General features: G+C 62.2%; 19 protein-coding genes. 9 read left to right on the top strand and 10 right to left on the bottom strand.

The window, feature by feature from the left end:
- Positions 1-39 precede the first annotated feature (39 nt).
- A complete protein-coding gene (locus VNT00_RS16955; protein ID WP_325589631.1) occupies positions 40-1,566 on the bottom strand; it encodes an ABC transporter substrate-binding protein in 1,527 nt (508 codons plus the stop codon).
- Positions 1,567-1,954: 388 nt separating this feature from the next.
- Here VNT00_RS16955 and VNT00_RS16960 point away from each other — a divergent pair, with 388 nt between their 5' ends.
- On the top strand, positions 1,955-2,674 hold the full coding sequence (locus VNT00_RS16960) for a GntR family transcriptional regulator (RefSeq protein ID WP_325589633.1): 720 nt from the start codon (positions 1,955-1,957) through the stop codon (positions 2,672-2,674).
- 108 nt (positions 2,675-2,782) lie between these two features.
- On the opposite strand, the gene VNT00_RS16965 is transcribed toward VNT00_RS16960, so the two are convergent.
- From VNT00_RS16965 to VNT00_RS16985, 5 genes are all read right to left on the bottom strand, one after another.
- Entirely contained in the window at positions 2,783-3,790 is a 1,008-nt protein-coding gene (locus VNT00_RS16965) for an amidohydrolase family protein (protein WP_325589635.1), read from the bottom strand.
- A 57-nt stretch (positions 3,791-3,847) separates the two neighbouring features.
- Positions 3,848-4,411: a 3-hydroxyanthranilate 3,4-dioxygenase gene (locus VNT00_RS16970; protein ID WP_325589637.1), complete on the bottom strand. Its 564-nt coding sequence runs from the start codon at positions 4,409-4,411 to the stop codon at positions 3,848-3,850.
- A gap of 92 nt (positions 4,412-4,503) precedes the next feature.
- Positions 4,504-4,923: a RidA family protein gene (locus VNT00_RS16975; protein WP_325589639.1), complete on the bottom strand. Its 420-nt coding sequence runs from the start codon at positions 4,921-4,923 to the stop codon at positions 4,504-4,506.
- Between the two features lie 129 nt (positions 4,924-5,052).
- Complete coding sequence (locus tag VNT00_RS16980) at positions 5,053-6,000, bottom strand: LysR substrate-binding domain-containing protein (protein WP_325589641.1); 948 nt, start codon at positions 5,998-6,000, stop codon at positions 5,053-5,055.
- A 34-nt stretch (positions 6,001-6,034) separates the two neighbouring features.
- Positions 6,035-6,766 (bottom strand): nitroreductase, encoded by a 732-nt coding sequence (locus VNT00_RS16985; protein WP_325589643.1) that lies wholly within the window; start codon positions 6,764-6,766, stop codon positions 6,035-6,037.
- Positions 6,767-6,986: 220 nt separating this feature from the next.
- Here VNT00_RS16985 and VNT00_RS16990 point away from each other — a divergent pair, with 220 nt between their 5' ends.
- The 3 genes from VNT00_RS16990 (at position 6,987) to VNT00_RS17000 (ending at position 9,809) form a co-directional block, all read left to right on the top strand.
- Positions 6,987-8,075: an LLM class flavin-dependent oxidoreductase gene (locus tag VNT00_RS16990; RefSeq protein ID WP_325589645.1), complete on the top strand. Its 1,089-nt coding sequence runs from the start codon at positions 6,987-6,989 to the stop codon at positions 8,073-8,075.
- A gap of 20 nt (positions 8,076-8,095) precedes the next feature.
- A complete protein-coding gene (locus VNT00_RS16995) occupies positions 8,096-8,644 on the top strand; it encodes a flavin reductase family protein (RefSeq protein ID WP_325589647.1) in 549 nt (182 codons plus the stop codon).
- 139 nt (positions 8,645-8,783) lie between these two features.
- The gene (locus VNT00_RS17000) at positions 8,784-9,809 is read left to right on the top strand and encodes an AraC family transcriptional regulator (RefSeq protein ID WP_325589649.1); all 1,026 of its coding nucleotides are present in this window, start codon (positions 8,784-8,786) and stop codon (positions 9,807-9,809) included.
- A 27-nt stretch (positions 9,810-9,836) separates the two neighbouring features.
- Here the strand turns inward: VNT00_RS17000 and VNT00_RS17005 are convergent, their stop codons facing one another.
- The 3 genes from VNT00_RS17005 to VNT00_RS17015 are packed head-to-tail and all read right to left on the bottom strand — an operon-like array spanning position 9,837 to position 12,755.
- On the bottom strand, positions 9,837-11,285 hold the full coding sequence (locus tag VNT00_RS17005; protein ID WP_325589651.1) for a YdgA family protein: 1,449 nt from the start codon (positions 11,283-11,285) through the stop codon (positions 9,837-9,839).
- Positions 11,286-11,307: 22 nt separating this feature from the next.
- Positions 11,308-12,279 (bottom strand): 4-hydroxy-3-methylbut-2-enyl diphosphate reductase, encoded by a 972-nt coding sequence (gene ispH / locus VNT00_RS17010; protein WP_325589653.1) that lies wholly within the window; start codon positions 12,277-12,279, stop codon positions 11,308-11,310.
- Positions 12,279-12,755, bottom strand: coding sequence for an FKBP-type peptidyl-prolyl cis-trans isomerase (locus VNT00_RS17015; RefSeq protein WP_325589655.1), 477 nt, complete (start codon positions 12,753-12,755; stop codon positions 12,279-12,281). Before VNT00_RS17015 ends, ispH begins: the two co-directional genes overlap by 1 nt.
- A 253-nt stretch (positions 12,756-13,008) precedes the next feature.
- On the opposite strand from VNT00_RS17015, the gene radC reads away from it, so the two are divergent.
- The 4 genes from radC to VNT00_RS17035 all read left to right on the top strand — a co-directional run bounded on the left by radC (position 13,009) and on the right by VNT00_RS17035 (position 17,457).
- The gene (gene radC, locus VNT00_RS17020) at positions 13,009-13,683 is read left to right on the top strand and encodes a RadC family protein (protein ID WP_325589707.1); all 675 of its coding nucleotides are present in this window, start codon (positions 13,009-13,011) and stop codon (positions 13,681-13,683) included.
- 211 nt (positions 13,684-13,894) lie between these two features.
- Positions 13,895-14,161, top strand: a complete 267-nt coding sequence (locus VNT00_RS17025) for a type B 50S ribosomal protein L31 (RefSeq protein WP_325589657.1) — start codon at positions 13,895-13,897, stop codon at positions 14,159-14,161.
- Between the two features lie 139 nt (positions 14,162-14,300).
- Positions 14,301-16,046, top strand: a complete 1,746-nt coding sequence (locus VNT00_RS17030) for an ArnT family glycosyltransferase (RefSeq protein WP_325589659.1) — start codon at positions 14,301-14,303, stop codon at positions 16,044-16,046.
- A 1-nt stretch (position 16,047) separates the two neighbouring features.
- On the top strand, positions 16,048-17,457 hold the full coding sequence (locus VNT00_RS17035; protein WP_325589661.1) for an MATE family efflux transporter: 1,410 nt from the start codon (positions 16,048-16,050) through the stop codon (positions 17,455-17,457).
- 13 nt (positions 17,458-17,470) lie between these two features.
- Here VNT00_RS17035 and VNT00_RS17040 read toward each other — a convergent pair whose 3' ends face one another.
- Positions 17,471-18,724, bottom strand: a complete 1,254-nt coding sequence (locus VNT00_RS17040; protein ID WP_325589662.1) for a class I SAM-dependent methyltransferase — start codon at positions 18,722-18,724, stop codon at positions 17,471-17,473.
- Between the two features lie 362 nt (positions 18,725-19,086).
- Here VNT00_RS17040 and VNT00_RS17045 point away from each other — a divergent pair, with 362 nt between their 5' ends.
- Positions 19,087-20,280: a multidrug effflux MFS transporter gene (locus VNT00_RS17045; protein ID WP_325589663.1), complete on the top strand. Its 1,194-nt coding sequence runs from the start codon at positions 19,087-19,089 to the stop codon at positions 20,278-20,280.
- Positions 20,281-20,327 lie beyond the last annotated feature (47 nt).

Below are 20,327 nucleotides of genomic sequence, written 5' to 3' on the forward strand. Positions count from 1 at the left end.
TATTGGTTTAATCGGCATAACGATCGCGCCCTTGAAACACTATTTTTTCCAGGAATATTCTTGCGGCAGGATGTAGCCAGTCTGATAAGTGGGAACGTCCAGCCCTTTTTTGTAGGCAATCGTCGCCACGGACTGCAGGACCGGCAGGCTCCATGCGTTCTCGGCGGCCTCGCGGTTAAGCGCCTGATACCCGGCCACCCGCTTGGCTTCGTCCATTTGCCCGTTAAGCGCGTCGAGCTGGGCGGAAAGCTTGGGCTCTTTCCAGGTCGAGAAGCGCAGGCGGGGATCCAGGATCCGGCCCGTGAAGATTTCGGGGTCGCCCGTGGCATTGGCCCAGCTGTACAGCATGACACCGGTCAGCTTGGACGAATGGCTGAGCTCCAGATACTTGGCGATGGTGATTTCCTCGACCGTGGTGTTGATGCCGATTTGGGTCCACATTTGCGCAATCGCACGCGCCACGTCGTAATCGGACGGGAACGTGTTATTGGTGGAGAGCAGGTGGATCTGCAGGGGCTTTTCCTTGCTATAGCCGGCTTTGGCCAGTTCAGCAGCGGCTTCGTTCTTGTTGTACTCGACCCTGTAGTCGGGCACATCGCCCGGTGAGCCCTTGGTTGCCAGAACGGAGATCGGCTGAGCAACGTTGTTGTAGAAAGCACGCGACAACCCGGCCTTGTTGATGGCCAGTTGCATGGCCTTGCGTATATGGACGTTCTGGAAAGCCGGCACATAGCTGGGTATCTGCAGAATATAGATTTCGCTGTACGGATACACCTTGGCCTGCAGCTTGGGGTTCTTTTCCAGGCGAGTTACTTCGCGCACCGGAATCTGCACCGAAATGTCGGACCGGCCGGATTCCACCGCGGCCACCCGCGCCGATGCATCGGGCACGATTTCGAAAACCACGCGCTTGATGGCGGGCGCCCCCTTCCAGTAGTCGTCGAAGGCTTCCAGCGTAATGCGCGAGCCGCGCTTGTAATCGACCAGCTTGTAAGGCCCCGCCCCGATTGGATGCTTGACGAATTCAGCCTCGCCCACCTTCTCGAAGTAAGCCTTGGGCAGAATGTAGGCCGACAGGAAAGCCAGGCCCTTCATGGCCGTGGGGGTCGCCTGGGAAAAGGTGATGACGGCCTTGTCAGGCGCGGTAACCTCGACAGACTTCAAGGTGGGAAGCATGCCGTGCAGCGCCAGAATCTTGTTCTGGATAGCGCGATCCAAGGTGAACTTGAGGTCCTGCGCCGACATTTTGCTGCCGTCCTGGAACAGCACGCCGTCGCGCATTTGAACCTCGAGCTTTGTGCCCGAATCATCCAGCCAGCGCCAGGCTTTGATGAGGCGCGGCTCGACCTGCAGGTCGTTGTTCACGAACAGCGGGGAATCGAACACCGCCTTGTAAATGGATTGCCCTGCCGGATACGTCACCGCAGTGGGATCCCAGCTTGGCACATCGACCGGATACGCAATGGTGAGTTCGGATGGGTGTTCGTGCGCCTGCGCCCAGCCGGCCATCAAACCCATGGTCGCGCACAACATCAACCCTATTGTTTTGTTACGCCATATTTTCACGGAGCTTTCCTTAAGTGTGGATGGTTTGCAAGCACCCAATTGAATGAACAGATTCCAGCCCGAAATGCGGGCCACCACATGCAAATCAATTGCTCGTAAAAAGTATATTGTTTATGATTAAATTCAGTCGATAATGGTTTTCCCTATTTTTAATAACATTAAAATCAATAGGTTAATATAAATATAATTAGTATATAGATATCAAATAAATACTAGAACATCGCCCAGGATCAGAAAAAATGGCAAAACTCCATTTTCAATACACTGATGCAAAAATACCCGAAGCCGCGGCGCCCCTCCCGACGGAACCGGGCGTGGGAAGCTGGTATGCTGCAAGCTATCGGTTCGCTGCTCTACCAAGGCCTGTTATCACCAACCACCGCCAACCATGACATCGCTTTCAAGCCCAGCCCGACGCAGCCCGCAAAAAAAGGCCGCCACGCGCAAGCCGAATATGCGCGAGCAGGTCTATCTGCACTTGCGCACACGCATGCAAAAAGGTGAAATCCAGTTCGACGACAGGCTGGTCGATCATGAAATCGCGGCCGACCTGCGGGTGTCCCGCATGCCGGTTCGCGAAGCCCTGCTGCAATTGAAAAACGAAGGGCTGCTGGACAGCACTTCCCGCGGCTTCGTCCTGCGACGCTTCACGCCCACCGATATTGCGCAACTGTTCGAAGTACGACTGCTGCTGGAGCCGGCCGCGGCGGCGGCGGCATGCGAAAAAGCCACGCTGGAAGGCCTGGCCATCATGCGCATGGCAACCGACGAGTCTGAAAAGGCGCATCGGGCAAGCGACATCCTGGCCTACATGAAAGCGAACACCACGTTCCGCTCTACGTGGATCAGCCTGGTTCCCAACCCCCACCTGGCCACCATGATCTCCCGACTTGTCGATCACGTGGAAGCCGTGCGCCTGGCCACGCTACGCGATCCGAAATGGCGAGCCTCTTCGCTGCTGTCCACGCAAAAAATCATGGACGGCTTCATGAAAAAAGACACCGACCTGGTTCAGGAAAGCGTCCGCTACAACCTGCGCCATGCTGCGGCCGCCTACTACGCCGTCCAGGACGCCATGATGCTGGAGAACAGGCAGGCCGAGACCTGAAGCGCGTGCAGCGCCCCCAGGCCTGTACCGCGCGCCTTGCGGCAAACCGAAAGCCGCAGCGTCAAGACCCTCTGCCCAGCCAGGCTCCGCCTGCGATGGGCGTGCACCTCATAAACCGAAGAAGTCGGCGGCGTTGCCGGCAAGCATCCGGGCTTTGTCCTGGGACGACAGGAAATCGGCGCCCGCGATCAGCGAGCCGATTCTCGGTTCGCCAAGGGGAAAGGGGTAGTCCGAACCCAGCATGACATGGTCCGTGCCCATTATTTTGGTCAGCAGATTCAGGGAATCGGGATCGAACACCGCGCTGTCGACGCTGAAGCGGTCCACGTAGCTGGAGGGAGGATTGGGGCAGTCCTGCCGGACGATATCGCGATGTTTCCAGGCATTGTCCACCCGGCCCAGCAGGAAGGCGAAGGCGCCCCCGCCATGCGCGAAGCACAGCTTCAGGCTTTTGGGGATACGCTCGAACGCGCCCGAAAGAATCAGGGAAAGAATGCTCAACTGGGTTTCGGCCGGCATGGCCACCAGCCACGGCAGCATCCACTTTTTCATGCGGTTCGGCCCGCCCATCATGTCCCAGGGATGAACCAGCACGGGTATGCCGTCGTTCGCGCAATGAGTCAGAAAATCCACCAGATGGGCGCTGTCCATGTCCAGGTTGCCCAGGTGGTTGCCGATCTGGACGCCCACATGGCCCTTGGCCTTGGCGCGGCTGGCCTCGGCGCACGCCAGGTCCAGGTCCTGCAGCGGAACCTGAGCCAGGACCTTGAGGCGGGCAGGATTGGCGCTGGCGAATTGCAAGGCGTGATCGTTCATGCGCTCGGCCCAATCGGCGGCCGCGCGCGCCGCATCGCTATACCGGAACATGATGGGGGTGGCACAGCTGATCTGGATGTCCACGCCCTGCTCGTCCATTTCGGCCAGGCGCGCATGCGCATCCCAGAGCACTTTGTAGACGGGCCGGAAAGGCTTTTCTCCGGTCATGATCTGGCCGGTATCGCCGCCGGCGTCGACACGAAGCCACAGACCGTTGTCACGATCCAGGGCAGCGCCCTCCTCCTTGCTCAAAAGGGGGAAATGGTGGGCGTGCATGTCGATTTTTTTCGGATAGGTCATGATTTTTTCTGTATGGTTCGTGGCGCTTGCCTGTGCATGGCCGCCAGGGCCGGGGCGTTACAGTGCATGCGTGCGATGCAGCTCGTCGTGCCAGGCCTGGAAATCCCGGCCGGAATGAATGAGGCCACAGCCTGGGCAGATGCGCTCGGCATCGGTGGTCGAATAAAAACGGTTGTATATGGGCGGAAAATCGTCGACGATGCTTTCCAGCTGTATGTCGTAGCGCTTGACTATCGTGCCGCAGCGGGCACAGCTCCATTGCAGCCCGTCCGCCTCGCCCTTGGGGCGTTTGCGTTCGATGACCAGGCACAGGCTGTCGGCTTCGCGCTGCGGCGAATGCAGCGTGTGCGGCGCCATCAGGAACATGTCGCCTTCCTTCAGATGCACTTTTTCGTATTGCCCGCGATCCCACATGAGCAGGTAGGCGTTGCCCTTGAACTGGTAAAAAAACTCTTCGATGGGATCGTCGTGGAAATCGCTGCGCTGGTTGGGGCCGCCCACCACCGTGACCATGAAATCGCCGTCCGCCCAGATTTGTTGGTTGCCCACTGGCGGCTTCAGCAAGTGGGAGTTGTCGTCCAGCCAACGCTGGAAATTCAGGGGATAACCGTATTTGTACATGTGCGAAGTCTCCTTCCGATCGCGCCGCTTTGCCGCGGCTTGCGCGTTGCTATTCAAAACCCTGGAGCAGCGGGTCGGTGCTGCCCCAGGACTCAAAGCGGCTTGTAGGCAATGGCCTTGATTTCGATGAGCAGGTGCGGGTGAGGCAGCTGATGCACCGCCACCGTCGTTCTGGCGGGGCCGGTTTCGTCGAAGAACTGGCCATATACCTCGTTGTAGCCGCCAAAGTCATTCATATTGACCAGGAAGGCGCTGACTTCCACCACATCGGACAGATCGGCCCCGGCGCTGGCAAGAATATCGCGGATGTTTTCGATGACCGCACGGGTCTGGGCGCGAATATCCAGGCTGGTGGTGCCCATGGCATCCACCTGCACGCCTTCGAAGCTGTTGTCCGGCCTGCGCGAGCTGGTGCCGGAAACGAAAATGAAGTCACCCGCGCGCCTGAAATGGGGAAAACGGCCGCGAGGCTTTGCTTTTCCGGGTATGACGGCGGCTTCTGTGGTTTTCATGTGCTTGTCCCAATAAAAGATATGACGTCCATCCGGGAAACTATAAAGGCAATTTCCAAGGCTGGATACTGAAAAACCCGACAAGCAACTATAACCAAAATGAATATATGGGCGTTTGCCAACCCGGCGCTACAGGCCGCCCGGGGCGTCAATGCCGGCCACTTGCTCCAGGGCGGCCAGCAAGCGTGCCGTCGCCGCCGTGGGCGGCCTGTCGGCCATCAAGGTATAGCCGACCTTGCCGAAAGGACTGGCCACGCCCAGGCGCAGAATGCTAAGCAGACCGGCCCGCACGAACTGCTCGGCAACCGCATAGGGCATCAGGGCGATCATGGTCGACTCCAGCAACAGCCCCAGGTTGGTCAGGAAGGACACCGATTCGACCAGCTTTCCCGGCATCGCCATGCCCGCCGCCTCGAAAAAGGAGTGGGCGGACCGCCTGGCCACCGATTCCACGGTAGGGATTATCCAGGCCATGTCCTGCAATTGACGGATATCCACCTGGGCATCCAGGGCCAGGGGATGGTGGCGCGACACGACGGCGCACAGCATTTCGTCGTACAGCGGAACGTGGATGAAGGAAGGATTGATGTTTTCTTCCGGGAGAAAGCCGATGACCACGTCGAACTGCCCGCGCGCAAGCTCCGGAAACAAAGCGTCGTTGGATCCGACGCGGATCTTGACGATGATGTTGGGCGCTATTTCGCGCAGGCGCAAAACCGCCCTGGGCAGCAATTTTGCCGAGGCCGTCAACAGCGTGCCCACCACGACCTGGCCCGAGATGCCGGCGCTCCACGAGTTGGCATCGTCGGCAAGAAAGCGCAGCCCCGCCAGCAGGGACTGCGCATGCCGCCGCAGCAACTCGCCGAATTCGGTCAACTGCACCCCGCGCTTGCCGCGCGTGAACAGGGTTTCGTTGAAGTGTTGCTCCAGTTCGCGGATGCACTTGCTGACCGCCGGCTGGGTCATGTGCAATTCGCGCGAGGCCGCCAGCATCGAGCCGGTTTCGGCCACCTTCTCGAAAATGGCGAGCTGTTGCAGCCTGAGCCGGCGAACCAGGGAGCCGCTGGAATGTTCCATGGCTTCGCGGCTCCTTAATAAGTGTTGACAGGCCCTAATCCAGCCATACCGTGAAATCGCCGGCGGGAACCCTGGGAGTACGGAACGTATTGACCAGCGCCGACTCGTCGGCATAGCCCAGCGCCATGCCGCACACCACCATTTCGTCGTCGTTCGCGCCGACATGCGGCAAAATGATTTTTCCGTAGGCGTTCCAGGCCGCCTGGGGGCAGGTGTCGAGCCCGCGCGCGCGCGCGGCGACCATGACGCTTTGCAGGAAGCCGCCGTAGTCCATGAGCGAACCTGTGCCCAGGATCGTGTTGACCGTGAAGATCAGCCCCACGGGCGCATCGAAAAAGCGGAAATTGCGCTGATGCTGCGCATGCATGCCGTCTTTGTTGCCGCGTTCGATGCCCAGCAGTCCGTACAGGCCCCAGCCGTTTTCGCGGCGGCGATCGATGAACGGGCTGATCCATTTGCGGGGGTAGTAGTCGAATGCCTCGACATACTCGGCGGCCAGGGCGGGATCGGCGCGCAGGGCGTCGTGGGCGGCGCATACTTTTTCCACCAGGGAATCCTTGCTTCGGCCTTGCAGCACATAGGCTTTCCAGGGCTGGATATTGGCGCCGGACGGCGCGCGGCTGGCCACGGCCAGGATTTCCTCGATCAGGCCGCGCGCAACGGGCTCGGCGGTATAGGCGCGAATGGACTGGCGTCCTTCAATGGCCTGGTCGACGAGTGCCACGGCATCGGATACACAACTTTCAACGGCGGTACTGCTGGACATGATGCGGAAAACTCCTGGTTTCTGGATTCCCAGGGACGCCACGCGCCCCGTGAATATCGATGATAAAGCAAACAGCGCAAATATATGCGCGCAAAAGATGGTGCCTGCGCAAAACTGATAGCCGGCGAACCCGCTCCGCCCGTAATGTATCGCCAAGGGCGCAACACGACGCCGACCCAAGACGGGCCGACCGGCTCAAATAACCAGGAGATGACGCAGCATGGCCACCCACCCCTTCCTTACCAAGAACCGCTTCCTGCTGGGCACGTTTTCGACCAACTGCTCTGGCGGCATGACTGTATCCAAGCTGCCCGGCCGCTGGAAGGCCGACTGGCAGCACAATCTTTGCATAGGAAAAATGCTGGACGACGCGGGCATCGATTTCATGCTGCCCATTGCACGCTGGATCGGCTACGGCGGCGAAACCGATTTCCACGGCTACGTGCTTGAAACCGTCACCTGGGCCACCGCCCTGCTGGCCAATACCAAGAACATCACCGTGTTCGCCACCGTCCACACCGTGGCCAACCACCCCGTCGTGGTCGCCAAGCAAATCGCCACCATGGCGCAAGTGGGCGGCACCGAGCGCGTGGGGCTGAACATTGTGGCGGGCTGGAACAAGCCCGAATACGAAGCCCTGGGCCTGACCCTGCCGGACGACCACGAAACACGCTATGGCTACGCTCAGGAATGGTTCGACATCGTCAAGAAGCTGTGGACGCACGACGGCCCCTTCGACTGGGACGGCAAGTACTTCCATCTCAAGCACACTTACGGCAACCCCAAGCCCGAATTCCAGCCGCCCATCTTCAATGCCGCCGGATCCGGCCAGGGCCGGGAATTCGCAAGCCGCAACGCCGACTTCCTGTTCACCCCCGCCATCGACCTGAGCCGTTCCAAACAGGAAGTGGCCGAGCTCATCCAGCTAGGAAAAACAAACCAACGCAACGTAAACGTGCTGACCTTCAGCCATGTCATCTGCCGGCCCACCGAAGCCGAAGCCAAGGCCGACTGGCAAAAGCTGCAGGACAACGCCGACTGGGCAGCGGTGGACAACCTGATCAAGCTGCAATTCGCGCATGCACAGTCCTTTCCCCACGACCTGCTGGCACTGATCCGCGAGCGCTTCGCCGCCGGCCATGGCGGCTTCCCGCTGGTCGGCACACCCCAACAGGTGGCCGACGGAATCAGCTCGCTGCACGAGGCGGGCTTCGCGGGAACCACGCTGTCGTTCTTCGATTATGCCGAAGAGTTCCCCTACTTCCGCGACAACGTCCTGCCCATGCTTGAAGCACGCGGCATAAGGTAATCAGGCACAGGGTAACTATCATGGTTCTGCTTCGCCTCCCCAAAAAACCCCAGGCCGCGGCCGACACGTGCGCGACCGCCCCCGGCCAGCCCCAGGCATTCCGCAGCGCGATGCGTGAACTGGCGGGCGGCGTCAGCGTCATCACGGCCTCGCGCGGCGACGAACGTACCGGCCTGACCGTCACTTCGGTGATCTCCTTGTCCCTGGATCCTCCCGAACTGCTGGTGTCGGTCAACCAGAACTCCTCGTCCTGGCCCTTCATCAAGGAAACCGGCTATTTCGGCGTCAATGTGCTGAGCGCCGAACTCCAGCCGGTAGCCGAACGCTTCTCGGGCAAGGGGGGCATCCGCGGCGAGCAGCGCTACGAAGGGGCGCCATGGCAACGCGACCAGCACGGGGTATGGGTGCTGCCGCAGGCTCTGGCCACATTTTCCTGCAAGGTCGAGGACATCCTCATCCATCACACGCATGCCCTGATCGTCGGCGCGGTGCTGTGCGCCCACACGCAGGGGCAGGAAAACGGCCCGCTCTCCTATTGGCGTGGCCGGTACGGTGGTTTCAGCCTGTAGCCTTCAGCCCAGGAAAACCCTCGCAGCCAAATTGAGGTTTTGGGTATAAACTCTTTATTGTCAATATGTTGCCGTATATCATGCCCGGCGCGATCAACCCCTATCTGCGCGGCGTGTGCCGGCTTTCTATGGAGCTGCCTTGTCGCGATCCGCCCTCGCCGCCACCCGCAGTCGCCTGTTCGAGCGCTACCCCGTCATTGCCTCCAGCGACCTGGACGAAGTCCGCGGCCAGGTCGCCAGTGTCTTTTGCGAGCACCGCTTAAGCGTCGTCGGAAAATCCCAGCACCTGAGCACGCAAATGTATTTCCGGCCAGGGCCGCGCGCCGGCTATGGCCGCATGAGCTACGGCGCCGCCGTCGACATCGACCCGGGCAGCCTCGACAACTTCTTCCTGCTGCAGTTTCCCCTGCAGGGCGGCGAAACCATTTTCGCCGAGGGGCAGCCGGTCGAATCCACATCCAACCTGGCCACCATCGTCAGCCCCGCCGTCGACTTTCGCATGCGGCATGGCAAAAACACCGAAAAGCTGTTCATCCGCCTCGACCGCCAGGCCCTGGAACGCGAGTTCGTCCAGCTCTCGGGCGCCGCCCTGAAAGGCCGCCTCAAATTCCTGCCCGGAATCCCCCTGGACACTCCGCAAGGACAGGCCCTGTACCGCTACGTCTGCTGGCTCATGCGGGAAGCCTCCGACGGCAGCCTGCTCGACCATCCGCTGGTCGCCGCCCAGCTCGAAAGCACGCTCATGGCGGCTGTGCTCGATACGCTTGCGCACAACCAGAACAACCCGTTGCGCCAATCCGGCGCGCCGGCCCCGCACTTCGTGCGCCTGGCCGAAGAATACATGGCCCAGCATGCCCACGAGCCCATCAGCGCCAGCGACATCTCCCGCTACGTCAATGTCAGCACGCGCAGCCTGTTCGCCGGCTTTCGCAAATACCGCGACACCACGCCCATGGCGCACCTGCGCACGCTGCGGCTGGAAAAAGCCCATGCCGACCTCAGCGCACCGTCATCCAGCGACGACAGCGTCACCAGCATCGCACTGCGCTGGGGGTTTTCGCATCTGGGACAATTCGCAGCGGCCTATCGGCGCAGCTACGGCGAGCCCCCCTCGTGCACACTGCGGCGCGCCAGCGGCCCGCCCAGCGCCCCAAAAAACGATTGAAACCGCCTTCCCGGCCAAGCGCCGCCGCTACATGGCAGCGCCCAACACGCGCTGCACGAATTCGACAACCGGCATTTTCTTGCCGTTGATCTCGACGTTATTGTCCCCATACCGCAAGCGGACGGCGGCATTGCCGCCATCCATGGCAACCAGGCCCGCGCGGGCCAGACGGCCGGTGTAAACGTCGAACAGCATGGCCCCCATCATGGCCGCCCGCCCGTCCTGGCCCGCGCCGCCCTGCAATTGGCTGAAGGTCTGGATGAACATGGGCTTGGCCACCATGACGTTCAGATCCAGCTGCTTGATCATCTGCGCCAGCAAAGTGGCCGTATCGCCCGCCGCCGAAGGATCTGCCGGCCTGGCCAGATCCACGGACACCGTCAGGCGGCTTTCTCCCTTGTCGTTCTTCCAGACCAGCGGATCCACCGCCAGTTGGGGCTTGCTGTCCAGCACAGTCCAGAGCCTGTCCCGCAACACGGCGGCTTCGTCCGGGGTAATCGCCAGGGCCTCATCCGGGGTGCCGCCATGCCTGGCCTGGATGCGGTCGTAGTCGGCGGCCAATGCCGACAACGCATCCAGATCGAGGTTGCGGCCCCGGAGACTGGCTTCCACGCTGCCAAAGCCCGTTTCGCCGATCCGAATGGCGCCCAGTTTGTACTGCAGCGTGAGATCCATGTGCTGATTGCGCTGCACGCTATCCAGGCTAAGGCCAACCTTGTCCAACTGCACGGGGATGCCTTCGCCCGATTGCAGAATGAACGTGTCCGCGGCAGCCTGGCTGTTGGTTTTCACCTCTTGGGCGCCGTTGTCCGTCGTCGTTGCCGTGCTGGCCAGCGTTATGCCCCGCACGTCCAGGCTTTCGCGCTTGCTCGCCGAGACGTACTGCAAGCCGCCAAAAGCGCCTTTGACAACGCTGTCCCGGAAATTATTGCTGAACACCGCGTCGATCGCGCCCCCGCTGAATTTGACGCTGTCGCCGCCATCTTGCAGGTCTATCGGCATGAAACGCCAGGCCGAACTGCCCTTGCCCGTAAACCCGATCCGGGTCGTCGCCGTAACCGGCGACTGTCCTTTGAGGCTGTCGAACCACTTTTGCGTGGCGGCCGAGGGAATGAGCTGCGCGCGGCTGGATGCCATGAGCGGCGCCACGCTGCCTGATTTCAGGGCATCCAGGGGGAAAGGGCCATGCTGCAAGTGGTCGCTCAGCAAATACTCCACACGCTGGCCGCGGCTATCCTGCATCTGCAGGGTATAGACCACATCGGACGAAAACACATGGCGCTTGTACTCGCTGATGGCAAGCCTGGCGCCGCTTTCATCGGCGCCAGGGCCCAGCGTGGAGCGCAGCCGTTCGTTGGCCTGGACGACCCATTGCTGCAAAACCGCCTGCGCCTTTTTGCCGACGTACCAAGAGGCCGCCGTATAGCCGGCCGCCACCACCACGACGGCCGTCAAAATCCTGGTGCTTGTCTTCATGCTTGGTCCGCCAAGGAGTAGTTCAGGAAACCGGACGCTTGCGCGACAGTTCCCGCGGCAACGGGAACGCCACGTTTTCTTCCGCGCCCGGCAAGGTGCGCACCGAAGCGGCGCCCAGCTCGTTGAGCCGGTCGATGACCTGCCGCACCAGCACCTCGGGCGCCGAGGCTCCGGCGGTAAGCCCGATACGCCTGGCCCCGGCCAACCAGGCCGGGTCGATCATGGCCGGATCGTCGATGAGATAAGCCGGCACGCCCTTGCGCTCGGCCACCTCGCGCAGGCGATTGGAATTGGAACTGTTGGGACTGCCCACCACCAGCACCAGGTCGCACTCGGGCGCCAGGACCTTTACCGCGTCCTGGCGATTCTGGGTGGCATAGCAGATATCGCTTTTCTTGGGCTCGACGATGTCGGGAAACCTGGATCGCAAGGCATTGGCCACCGCCGCGGCGTCGTCCACGGACAAAGTGGTCTGCGTCACAAAGGCCAGATTGCCGGGATCGGCGACCTGCAGGGCGGCGACGTCTTCGGCCGTTTCCACCAAATACATGCCGTCGCTGGCCTGACCCAGCGTGCCCTCGACCTCGGGGTGCCCCCGATGGCCGATCATGATGATCTCGCGGCCCGCCGCGCGCATGCGGGCCACTTCGATGTGAACCTTGGTGACCAGCGGGCAGGTGGCGTCGAACACCTGCAGGCCCATGCGCTCGGCTTCGGCGCGCACGCTTTGCGCCACGCCATGCGCCGAGAACACCACGATGGCTCCCTTCGGAGCCTCGTCCAGCTCGGCGATGAACACCGCGCCCTTGGCTTTCAGGTCTTGAACCACGTAGCGGTTGTGAACGATTTCGTGGCGCACGTAAATAGGCGCGCCGTGCAGTTCGAGCGCGCGCTCGACGATATCGATGGCCCGATCGACCCCGGCGCAGAAGCCGCGGGGCTGGGCCAGCACCACCTCGACGGGTTCGCCGGAGCGGGTTCTGACCTGAGCCATCACAGCACCCCCAGCAGGGACACTTCGATGGATAGGTCCGCACCCGCCAGCGGATGGTTGAAATCGAACAGCGCCCAGCCTTCGCCCTGCTCTTTGAGGACGCCCGAATAGCGCCCGCCGTTGGGAGCCGAAAACTCGACGATATCGCCAGGCGCAAAGACCGTGCCCGGCTCGGTATTGGCCTGGATCATGCTGTCGGCCACGCGCTGGATGAGGTCGGGATTGCGCTCGCCGTAAGCTTTCGCGGCCGGCAGCTCGATGCGAAAACGCGTGCCCTCTTCATGGCCGAGCAAAGCTTCTTCCATGCCCGGCGCCCACTGCCCCATGCCCAGTTGCAAGGTGGCCGGGCGGTCGTCGAAAGTATTGACGAACACGGAACCGGCCGCGGGCCCAGTGGCCAGCTCGATGCGGTAATGCAGCGTCAGATAGGAGTCGGGGCGCACAACCGCCTTGGCCGAGTCGATAGGGGAAGTCAAGATTCATCACCGTAAAAACATTGCTGATGCGCCATTTTAGTGCCTCTTGCGAGTTGGCACATGCGGGCGCGTCTTTCGGCCGGCCCAGGCGGTCAAATCCGGCGTATGCCCGCCCCGCTGCGCATCGCGCGATGGCCGCGACGGGCTCAAGGACGCAATCCGGACAATCCGAGCCGGACAAATGTATTCACTGCGCGCCGCCTGGCCGGCCAAATCGGGCATTGTGAAGATCTTTACCTTTGAACCGCCCGCCATGCCCAGCCAACCCGCCGCCTCTCCCGAACGCCCCCGCGAGCGCCTGCTTGCCCACGGCGCCCAGTCACTCACTACACCCGAACTGCTGGCCATCGTACTGCGCACGGGCATACGGGGCGCCAGCGCTATTGCCCTGGGCCGCCAGCTCATCGAGCACTTCAACGGCCTGCGGGGCTTGCTGGACGCCGATCTGCGCACGCTCATGGCCCAGCCCGGCCTGGGCCTGGCCAAAGCCTGCGAGCTGCTGGCCATCCACGAACTCAATCGCCGCGCCCTGGCCGAAGAACTGCGCCTGGGTCAGGCGCTGGATCAGCCGCAGCGCGTCAAACACTATTGCATAGCCGCGCTGGGCCACCTCAAGGTAGAACACTGCCTTGCGCTTTACCTGGACAGCCAGTACCGGCTGATCACCTCCGAAGAGCTTGCCCGCGGCACCCTGACCCAGGCCTCGGTCTATCCCCGCGAAGTCGTAAAGGCCAGCCTCAAGCACCACGCCGCCGCGCTCATCCTGGCCCACAACCACCCATCGGGCGTTTCCGAGCCCAGCCAGGCCGACCTCGCCCTGACCCGGCACCTGAAGCAGGCGCTGGCGCTGGTCGACATCCGCTTGCTGGATCATCTTGTCGTCACGGCGAACAGCGCCATTTCCCTGGCGGAACGCGGGCAGATATGAGCGCGTCCGGCAATTCGCCAGCGCAACGGCGCGGCCGCATCTCGGCCTGCATTTCGGGAAGGTCTTTGAAAACAAGCCGTTGGCATGCTAGAATTACGAGTTAATTTGGATACGTGACCAAAATGGCGCCTCTATATTTTATGCGCATTTCGATCGGCGACCCGTTTTTTAGAAAGCAACCGGATCCTAGCGGGTCCAACAGGATATCACCATGAAAGAAGGCGTCCACCCCGAATACCGCGAAGTGGTGTTCTTGGATCAGCAAACGGGCAGCAAGTTTATTTCGCGCTCTACGCTGGCCAGCCGCGAAACCATCGACCTCGATGGTAAAACCTACCCGCTTTTCAAGTGTGAAGTTACCTCCGAATCGCATCCGTTCTACACCGGCGCGCAAACGCGCATCGTGGAAACCGGCCGCGTCGAGAAATTCCGCGCTCGTTTCGCCCGCACGGCCGGCACCGTCAAGAAAGCATCGTAATTACCTGCTCGCCGCCCAAGCGGCGCAATGCACCGGGGCGTTTTTACAAGCTCCGACAAAAAGGCAGCCTGCGGGCTGCCTTTTCAATGTCTTTTTACTTTAAGATGGCTGCGTCATTCATTTAAATTTTGCCGACCCTGTGGCTCCACAAGAATCCCGCCTGACTCCGGCCCGACTGACCGCGCCGGCAACCACCAAGCTGCCCAGACTACTGTTGCTGCTGCTGGGCGTCGTCTATATTTTTGCCGGCCTGTACTTCCGGGACCCCTGGAAAAGCGACGACGTCGTCGGCCTGGCCACCATGCTTACCGCCCTGCACGGGCCGGCGCATGCCCTTTGGCTGCCTCAAATCGGCGACCTGGCCCACGCCCAGGATGGTCCGTTGCCCATGTGGGTCGGCGCGTTCAGCATCTGGCTGTTCAGCCCTCTGTTCGAATTTTTCACCTCGTCGCTGAACGCCGCCATCATCGCTTCGCGGCTGCCGAACTTTCTATGGTTCGGCATCATCCTGTGGTCCATCTGGTACGGCACCTACCTGCTGGGCCGGCGCCCCGAGCCCCAGCCCCTGGCCCTGCCGTTTGGCGGTGAACCCACAGTGCGCGACTACGGCCGCATGATCGCCGACGCCGCCCTGCTGCTCATCCTGGCCACCGCGGGCATTATGTGGCGCCTTCACGAAACCTCGGAAGTCCCTGCCATCATCGCCTTCCAGGCCCTGGCCTTCTATGCCGTGGCCCGCATGCTGGATCACCCGGTCTCGGGCGCCGTCACGCTCGGCATCGCCGTGGGCGCGGCGTTTCTGACCCGGGGATGGATAGGCGCGCTGCCCATCATGCTGGCCGCGCCATTCGCCTTCACTCCGCATACCAGCTTGTGGCAGGCCAAGCACTGGCTCATCGTCTCCACTGTCATCGCCGCCAGCCTGATCCTGCTCTGGTGGATTCCTGCCAGCCACCTCAGCCCCTACTGGGCCGAAAACTGGTGGCTGTGGAACGTCGACTCCTTCAACTGGCCCCGCATTCCGGAGCTGCTCAGCATCCTGCGCGACCTGCCCTGGTTCTTGTGGCCCACCTGGCCGTTTGCCCTGCTGGCCATCTGGCGCTGGCGGTCCTGGCTCTATGCGCCGCACATCTGGATACCGCTCATGTTCGCCGTCTGGCCACTGGTGGTCATGGCTTTCCTGGTGGATCCGTTCGAACCCGAATACAGCCTCATGGCCGTCCCCGTGGCCGTGCTTGCCGCCTTTGCCCTGCCCACCCTGCGGCGCGGCGTCGTCAACTCGCTGGACTGGTTCGCCGTCATGTGCTTTTCCCTGACATGCGTCACCGTCTGGCTGGGCTGGGTGGCCCTGCAAACCGGCTGGCCAACACAGATCGCCCACAATATCGCCCGCCAGACACAAGGCTACAACGCCTATGTATCCTGGCCGGCCGTCCTTATCGCCCTTGCCGGCACCGCCTGCTGGATCGCGCTGGTGCACTGGCGCCTGCACGCCAAGCCGGCCGCCCTGTGGCGCGGCACCGTGCTGTCGGCCTGCGGCATTACGCTTACCTGGCTGCTTCTGGTCACGCTGTGGATGCCGGCGCTGGACTACGTGCGCAGCTACCGCAGCGTATCGGCCCAGCTCAAGGTCGCGCTCGACACGCTGGCCCGCCCAGGCGAATGCGTGCGCGCCTCGGCGCTGGGAACCGGCCAGCGCGCTTCGTTCTACGTCTTCAACGACATCACCTTCAGCTACGACCCCAAATGCACTTTGGTGCTGCAGCAAACCTCCCCGCAGAACGTGCGGGAAGGCACGGCGGGTTACGACAATGCGCGGGTATTGTGGGAAGGCAAGCGCGGCCCCGACCGCCACGAAATGTTCCGCCTGCTGAGAGTCAAATAACATGGGCGTCTCAGCGTTGCCGGGCACGCTGCTGTTCTATGTAAGGCAAACACTCAACCACGCATGGCCCGTGCTGGTCAGCGCCTGGGCGGGCATCGCCTTCGGCGTTCTCGACACCGCCATGGCCGGCCACTCCAGCGCCGCCGACCTGCAGGCCATGTCGCTGTCGGTCTCCATCTACATTACTGTGTTCGTGGGGCTGATGGGCGTGGTGCACGCCCTCATCCCCATCATCGGCCAGCATTTCGGGGCCCAGCGCCACGAAGCCGCCGGCCAGGCCTGGGGCCAGGGCGTATGGATGGCGCTGGGCCTGTCGGCGGTGGGTATTGCCACCCTGCTGTTTCCTCACGCCTGGCTGGCGATGTCCGGCGATATCGAGCCCGCCGTGGAACACGAAATCGCCTGGTATCTGCGAGCCCTGGCGCTTGCGCTTCCCGCCACGCTGGTCTTTCGCACCATTTACGCGCTGGGCACCGCGGTTTCCAAGCCCAAGATGGTCATGAACATCAACCTGGCCAGCATCGGCTTCAAGGCCTTGTTCAACTGGATCTTCATTTTCGGCAACCTGGGGGCGCCGGCGCTCGGCGCGATAGGCGCCGGCCTTTCAACGGCCATCGTCGGCTGGATGACCCTGGCGGCCGGCCTGTGGATGCTGCGGCACGATAAATTCTACGCGCGCTTCAAGCTCAAGCTTCATCGGCCGCGCTGGCGCGACCAAAAAGAACTGCTGCGGCTTGGCCTGCCCATGGGCGGCTCGTACCTGGTCGAGGTCTGCGCGTTCAGCTTCATGGCCCTGCTCGTGGCGCGCGAAGGCATGTTCGTTACGGGCGGCCATCAAATCATGGCCAATCTGGTGGCGCTTTGCTACATGATGCCCATGGCGGTGGGAATCGCCTCGGCCTCGCTCACCGCCCAGGCGATCGGCGCGGAAGACATGCCGCGCGCCCGCAAGACCGCGCTGGCGGGGCAGCTTATTGTGCTGGTCGGGGCCCTGGCCACCATCTGCATCCTGATCGTGGGCAAAAGGGACATTCTGGCCGTCTACACCGACGACCTGCAGGTGGCGGCCGTCGCCGCGGCGCTCATGCAGGTCATACCTTATTTCCACTTGTGCGACGCCATGCAATGCATCAACTCGTACTTGCTGCGCGCCTATAAAGTGGCCACCGTGCCGCTGCTGCTGCAAATCTTCGCGCTGACAGGCGTAGGACTGCTGGGAGGATGGTGGCTGGGCTTCGGCCCCGCGGCCGGGGCCCTGCAGCCCATGGTGGACTGGATAATGCCCGGAGCCCCCATAGGAGCCGCCACCCTGTGGTTGATGGCGCTTATTGGCCTGGGCGTATCGGCCGTATTGCTTTACTTCTGGTACTGGCGGGTGCTGCGGCAATACCGCCGCCGCACCGCGCCCTGAACCCGCCGCAAGATCAACGATAAATGTAGTCGCGGCGCCACGGATACGAAAGGTCGGCGGGGTAGTCGAGCTCGTCGCGCCGGCCCGTGGCCTTGTGCTGCAGCAGAACCTGATGCAGCGCGATCCAGCCGTGCTCGAATCCCATGGCGCAACCGGCCAGGTATACGCGGTAGGCGCGCAGCGATTTTTCGCCCTGCTCGCCCGTGAGGCACTGGCGCGCCTCGTCCAGCCGGGATTCCAGCGCGTCGCTCCAGGCCCAGAGCGCACGGGCATAGTGGGGGCGCAGGTTCTCGATGTCGACGTCTTCCAGGCCGGCATCGGAAATGCAGGCCAGCTCGTTGCTGATGTGGGTCAGCTCGCCGCCCGGGAAAATGTATTTTTCGATGAACTGCCCCATGCCCGCGCCGACCTCGGCGTTGTACACGCCGCCCGCGGTAATGCCGTGGTTCATGATCAGGCCCCCCGGGCGCAGCAGGCGCCGCAGCTTGGAAAAATACCCCGGCAACTGGGCGCGGCCGACGTGCTCGAACATGCCGACCGAGGCGATCTTGTCGTAGGGAACGGATTCGTCCAGGTCGCGGTAGTCGAGCAGCGTCATGCGCACGCGTCCCGACAGGCCTTTTTCCTGGATGAGCCGGTTGACGTGGGCATGCTGGTTCTTGGACAAGGTGATGCCCGTGGCATCCACCCCGTAGTTTTCGGCCGCCCAAAGCAGCAGACCGCCCCAGCCCGCGCCGATATCCAGAAAGCGCTCGCCCGATTTAAGGGCCAGCTTGCGGCAGATATGGTCGAGCTTGGCTTCCTGGGCCTGGGCGATGGTCATGTCTGGTTCGCGGTAGTAGGCGCAGGAATAGACCCGGCGCGGATCCAGCCACAGGGCATAGAAGTCGTCGGACAAGTCGTAATGAAACTGGATTTGCTTGGCGTCGCGCGCCGTGCTGTGGCGCCGCACGGAAATGATGTGGCGGGCCATGCGCGTGAGCCAGTTGCCGCGCCCCACGTCGATGGGAGAGTCGGGCAGGATGGCGGCCGCCAGATCCATGAGATCGCGCATGGTCCCCTCGAAATCGAGCCGGCCCTCAACGTAGTCTTCGCCCAGCAAACCGGTTTGCCCCATGGCCAGATGCAGCAAAGCCGTCTTGTCTTTGGCGATGAGACGCATTCTGGCGTTGGCCGGCCCGGCCACCGAGCCATCGGGCAACTGCACTTGAACCGGCAACGGCAACGACGCCAATTTTTTTTCAACCGCGGATAAAACCGAACTCACATCCCACTCCCTATTGGTTCAGGAATACCTTGAACAGGGTTCGCAACTTGCCGCCCGGTACCGGCGGCGTGGGCCGCAAGAACCTATCCAAACCATCCCTGCCTGTTTACAAGTCTATAAATTTCTCAGATATGAACAAGCGAAAAGCCTCCCGGCGCCCCCCTGACTGGGTAGGGGCATGGAAGACCGCCACCAATTTATCACCAAAAGTCCGATCCCGAAACCACTCGCCCGGCATGCCGGCCCTTCCATGCCCCCCAGTGCGCACCGGATACCCCGCGGAATCGCGCTCTGCGGGCCGCGCTGTATTCCTTTAGACTAACGACTTCCCCGCCTTCGCATCACTGATGCGCATTTACTACATGCCCGCCGTAAAAAAAGAACCGCTGCTGCCCGGATGGCTGCTGCTGATGGGAGCCCTGACCGCACTGGGCCCCCTTGCCATCGACCTGTACCTGCCCGCTTTTCCGTCCATCGCCCAAGGCCTGCACGCCACGGAGGGCCAGGTCGAACGCACGCTGGCCAGCTATCTGTTCGGCCTGGCCCTGGCGCAGATGATCTACGGCCCGATGGCCGACCGCTACGGGCGCAAGCTCCCCTTGATCGGCGGCCTGGTCATCTTCACCATCGCATCCGTCGTCTGTACCTTGACCAACGATATCGAGCACCTGACCGCATGGCGCATCGTGCAGGCCCTGGGCGGCGCCGCCGGCATGGTGATTCCCCGCGCGGTCATACGCGACAACTACGATACCCGCGAAGCCTCCAAGGCCTTGTCCCTGCTTATCCTGATCATGGGCGTCACTCCCATCCTGGGGCCCGTGCTGGGCGGCCAGGTGCTGCTGTTCGTAGGCTGGCGCGGCGTGTTCGGCCTGATGGCGGCGGGCGGCGCCTTGCTGCTGCTGGCCGCGCTGCTGACCATGCGCGAAACCCTGCCCCCCGAAAAAGTCACGCCGCTGCGCGTCTCCATCATCGCCCAAAACTACTGGAGCCTGATGCACGACCGGCAGTTCATGTGCTTTTCGCTGGCCGGCGCCTTCGGTTCGGCGGGCCTGTTCACATATATTTCGGGCACGCCCAGGGTGCTGATGGGCATTTACGGGGTGGATCCGCAGCATTTCGGCCTTATCTTCGCCCTGGGCGCCGCCTCGCTGATCCTGGCCTCGCAGGCCAGCGCCCGCCTGCTCGACCGCTACTCGCTGGAAGGCCTGCTGAAGTCGGCCCAGGTATCCATAGTCCTGACCACCTTGGCCGGCCTGGCGCTTACCCTGCTCGACTGGCTGACGCTGCCCCTGCTCATGCTATGCTTGATGGGCTTCATGGCCAGCCAAGGCTTCGTGAACCCCAACGCCGCGGCGCTTGCGCTGGCACGTCAGGGCAGGCGCCTTGGCGTAGCTTCCGCGCTGATGGGCACCATGCAAATGCTGTGCGGTGCGCTGGCCGGCCTGGCGATCAGCCATTGGCAATCGCACACGGCCATCCCGCTGACCGGCATATTGGCGTTCTGCGCCTTTGTTTCGTGGCTGTTTGGACGCATCGCGATGCGGGCTACTTGATTAAACCGCCTGATTCATATTAGAATACTAGGCTTTACAGATACTTT

Origin of the sequence: Eoetvoesiella sp., from assembly GCF_035555955.1 — a bacterium.
In the GTDB taxonomy this organism is placed as follows: Bacteria; Pseudomonadota; Gammaproteobacteria; order Burkholderiales; family Burkholderiaceae_B; genus Eoetvoesia.

Coding starts and splice junctions, on each gene's coding strand:
- VNT00_RS16960 (WP_325589633.1), top strand. CDS start 1,955: ATGACATCGCTTTCAAGCCCAGCCCGACGCAGCCCGCAAAAAAAGGCC.
- VNT00_RS16965 (WP_325589635.1), bottom strand. CDS start 3,790: ATGACCTATCCGAAAAAAATCGACATGCACGCCCACCATTTCCCCCTT.
- VNT00_RS16970 (WP_325589637.1), bottom strand. CDS start 4,411: ATGTACAAATACGGTTATCCCCTGAATTTCCAGCGTTGGCTGGACGAC.
- VNT00_RS16975 (WP_325589639.1), bottom strand. CDS start 4,923: ATGAAAACCACAGAAGCCGCCGTCATACCCGGAAAAGCAAAGCCTCGC.
- VNT00_RS16980 (WP_325589641.1), bottom strand. CDS start 6,000: ATGGAACATTCCAGCGGCTCCCTGGTTCGCCGGCTCAGGCTGCAACAG.
- VNT00_RS16985 (WP_325589643.1), bottom strand. CDS start 6,766: ATGTCCAGCAGTACCGCCGTTGAAAGTTGTGTATCCGATGCCGTGGCA.
- VNT00_RS16990 (WP_325589645.1), top strand. CDS start 6,987: ATGGCCACCCACCCCTTCCTTACCAAGAACCGCTTCCTGCTGGGCACG.
- VNT00_RS16995 (WP_325589647.1), top strand. CDS start 8,096: ATGGTTCTGCTTCGCCTCCCCAAAAAACCCCAGGCCGCGGCCGACACG.
- VNT00_RS17005 (WP_325589651.1), bottom strand. CDS start 11,285: ATGAAGACAAGCACCAGGATTTTGACGGCCGTCGTGGTGGTGGCGGCC.
- ispH (WP_325589653.1), bottom strand. CDS start 12,279: ATGGCTCAGGTCAGAACCCGCTCCGGCGAACCCGTCGAGGTGGTGCTG.
- radC (WP_325589707.1), top strand. CDS start 13,009: ATGCCCAGCCAACCCGCCGCCTCTCCCGAACGCCCCCGCGAGCGCCTG.
- VNT00_RS17025 (WP_325589657.1), top strand. CDS start 13,895: ATGAAAGAAGGCGTCCACCCCGAATACCGCGAAGTGGTGTTCTTGGAT.
- VNT00_RS17035 (WP_325589661.1), top strand. CDS start 16,048: ATGGGCGTCTCAGCGTTGCCGGGCACGCTGCTGTTCTATGTAAGGCAA.
- VNT00_RS17045 (WP_325589663.1), top strand. CDS start 19,087: ATGCCCGCCGTAAAAAAAGAACCGCTGCTGCCCGGATGGCTGCTGCTG.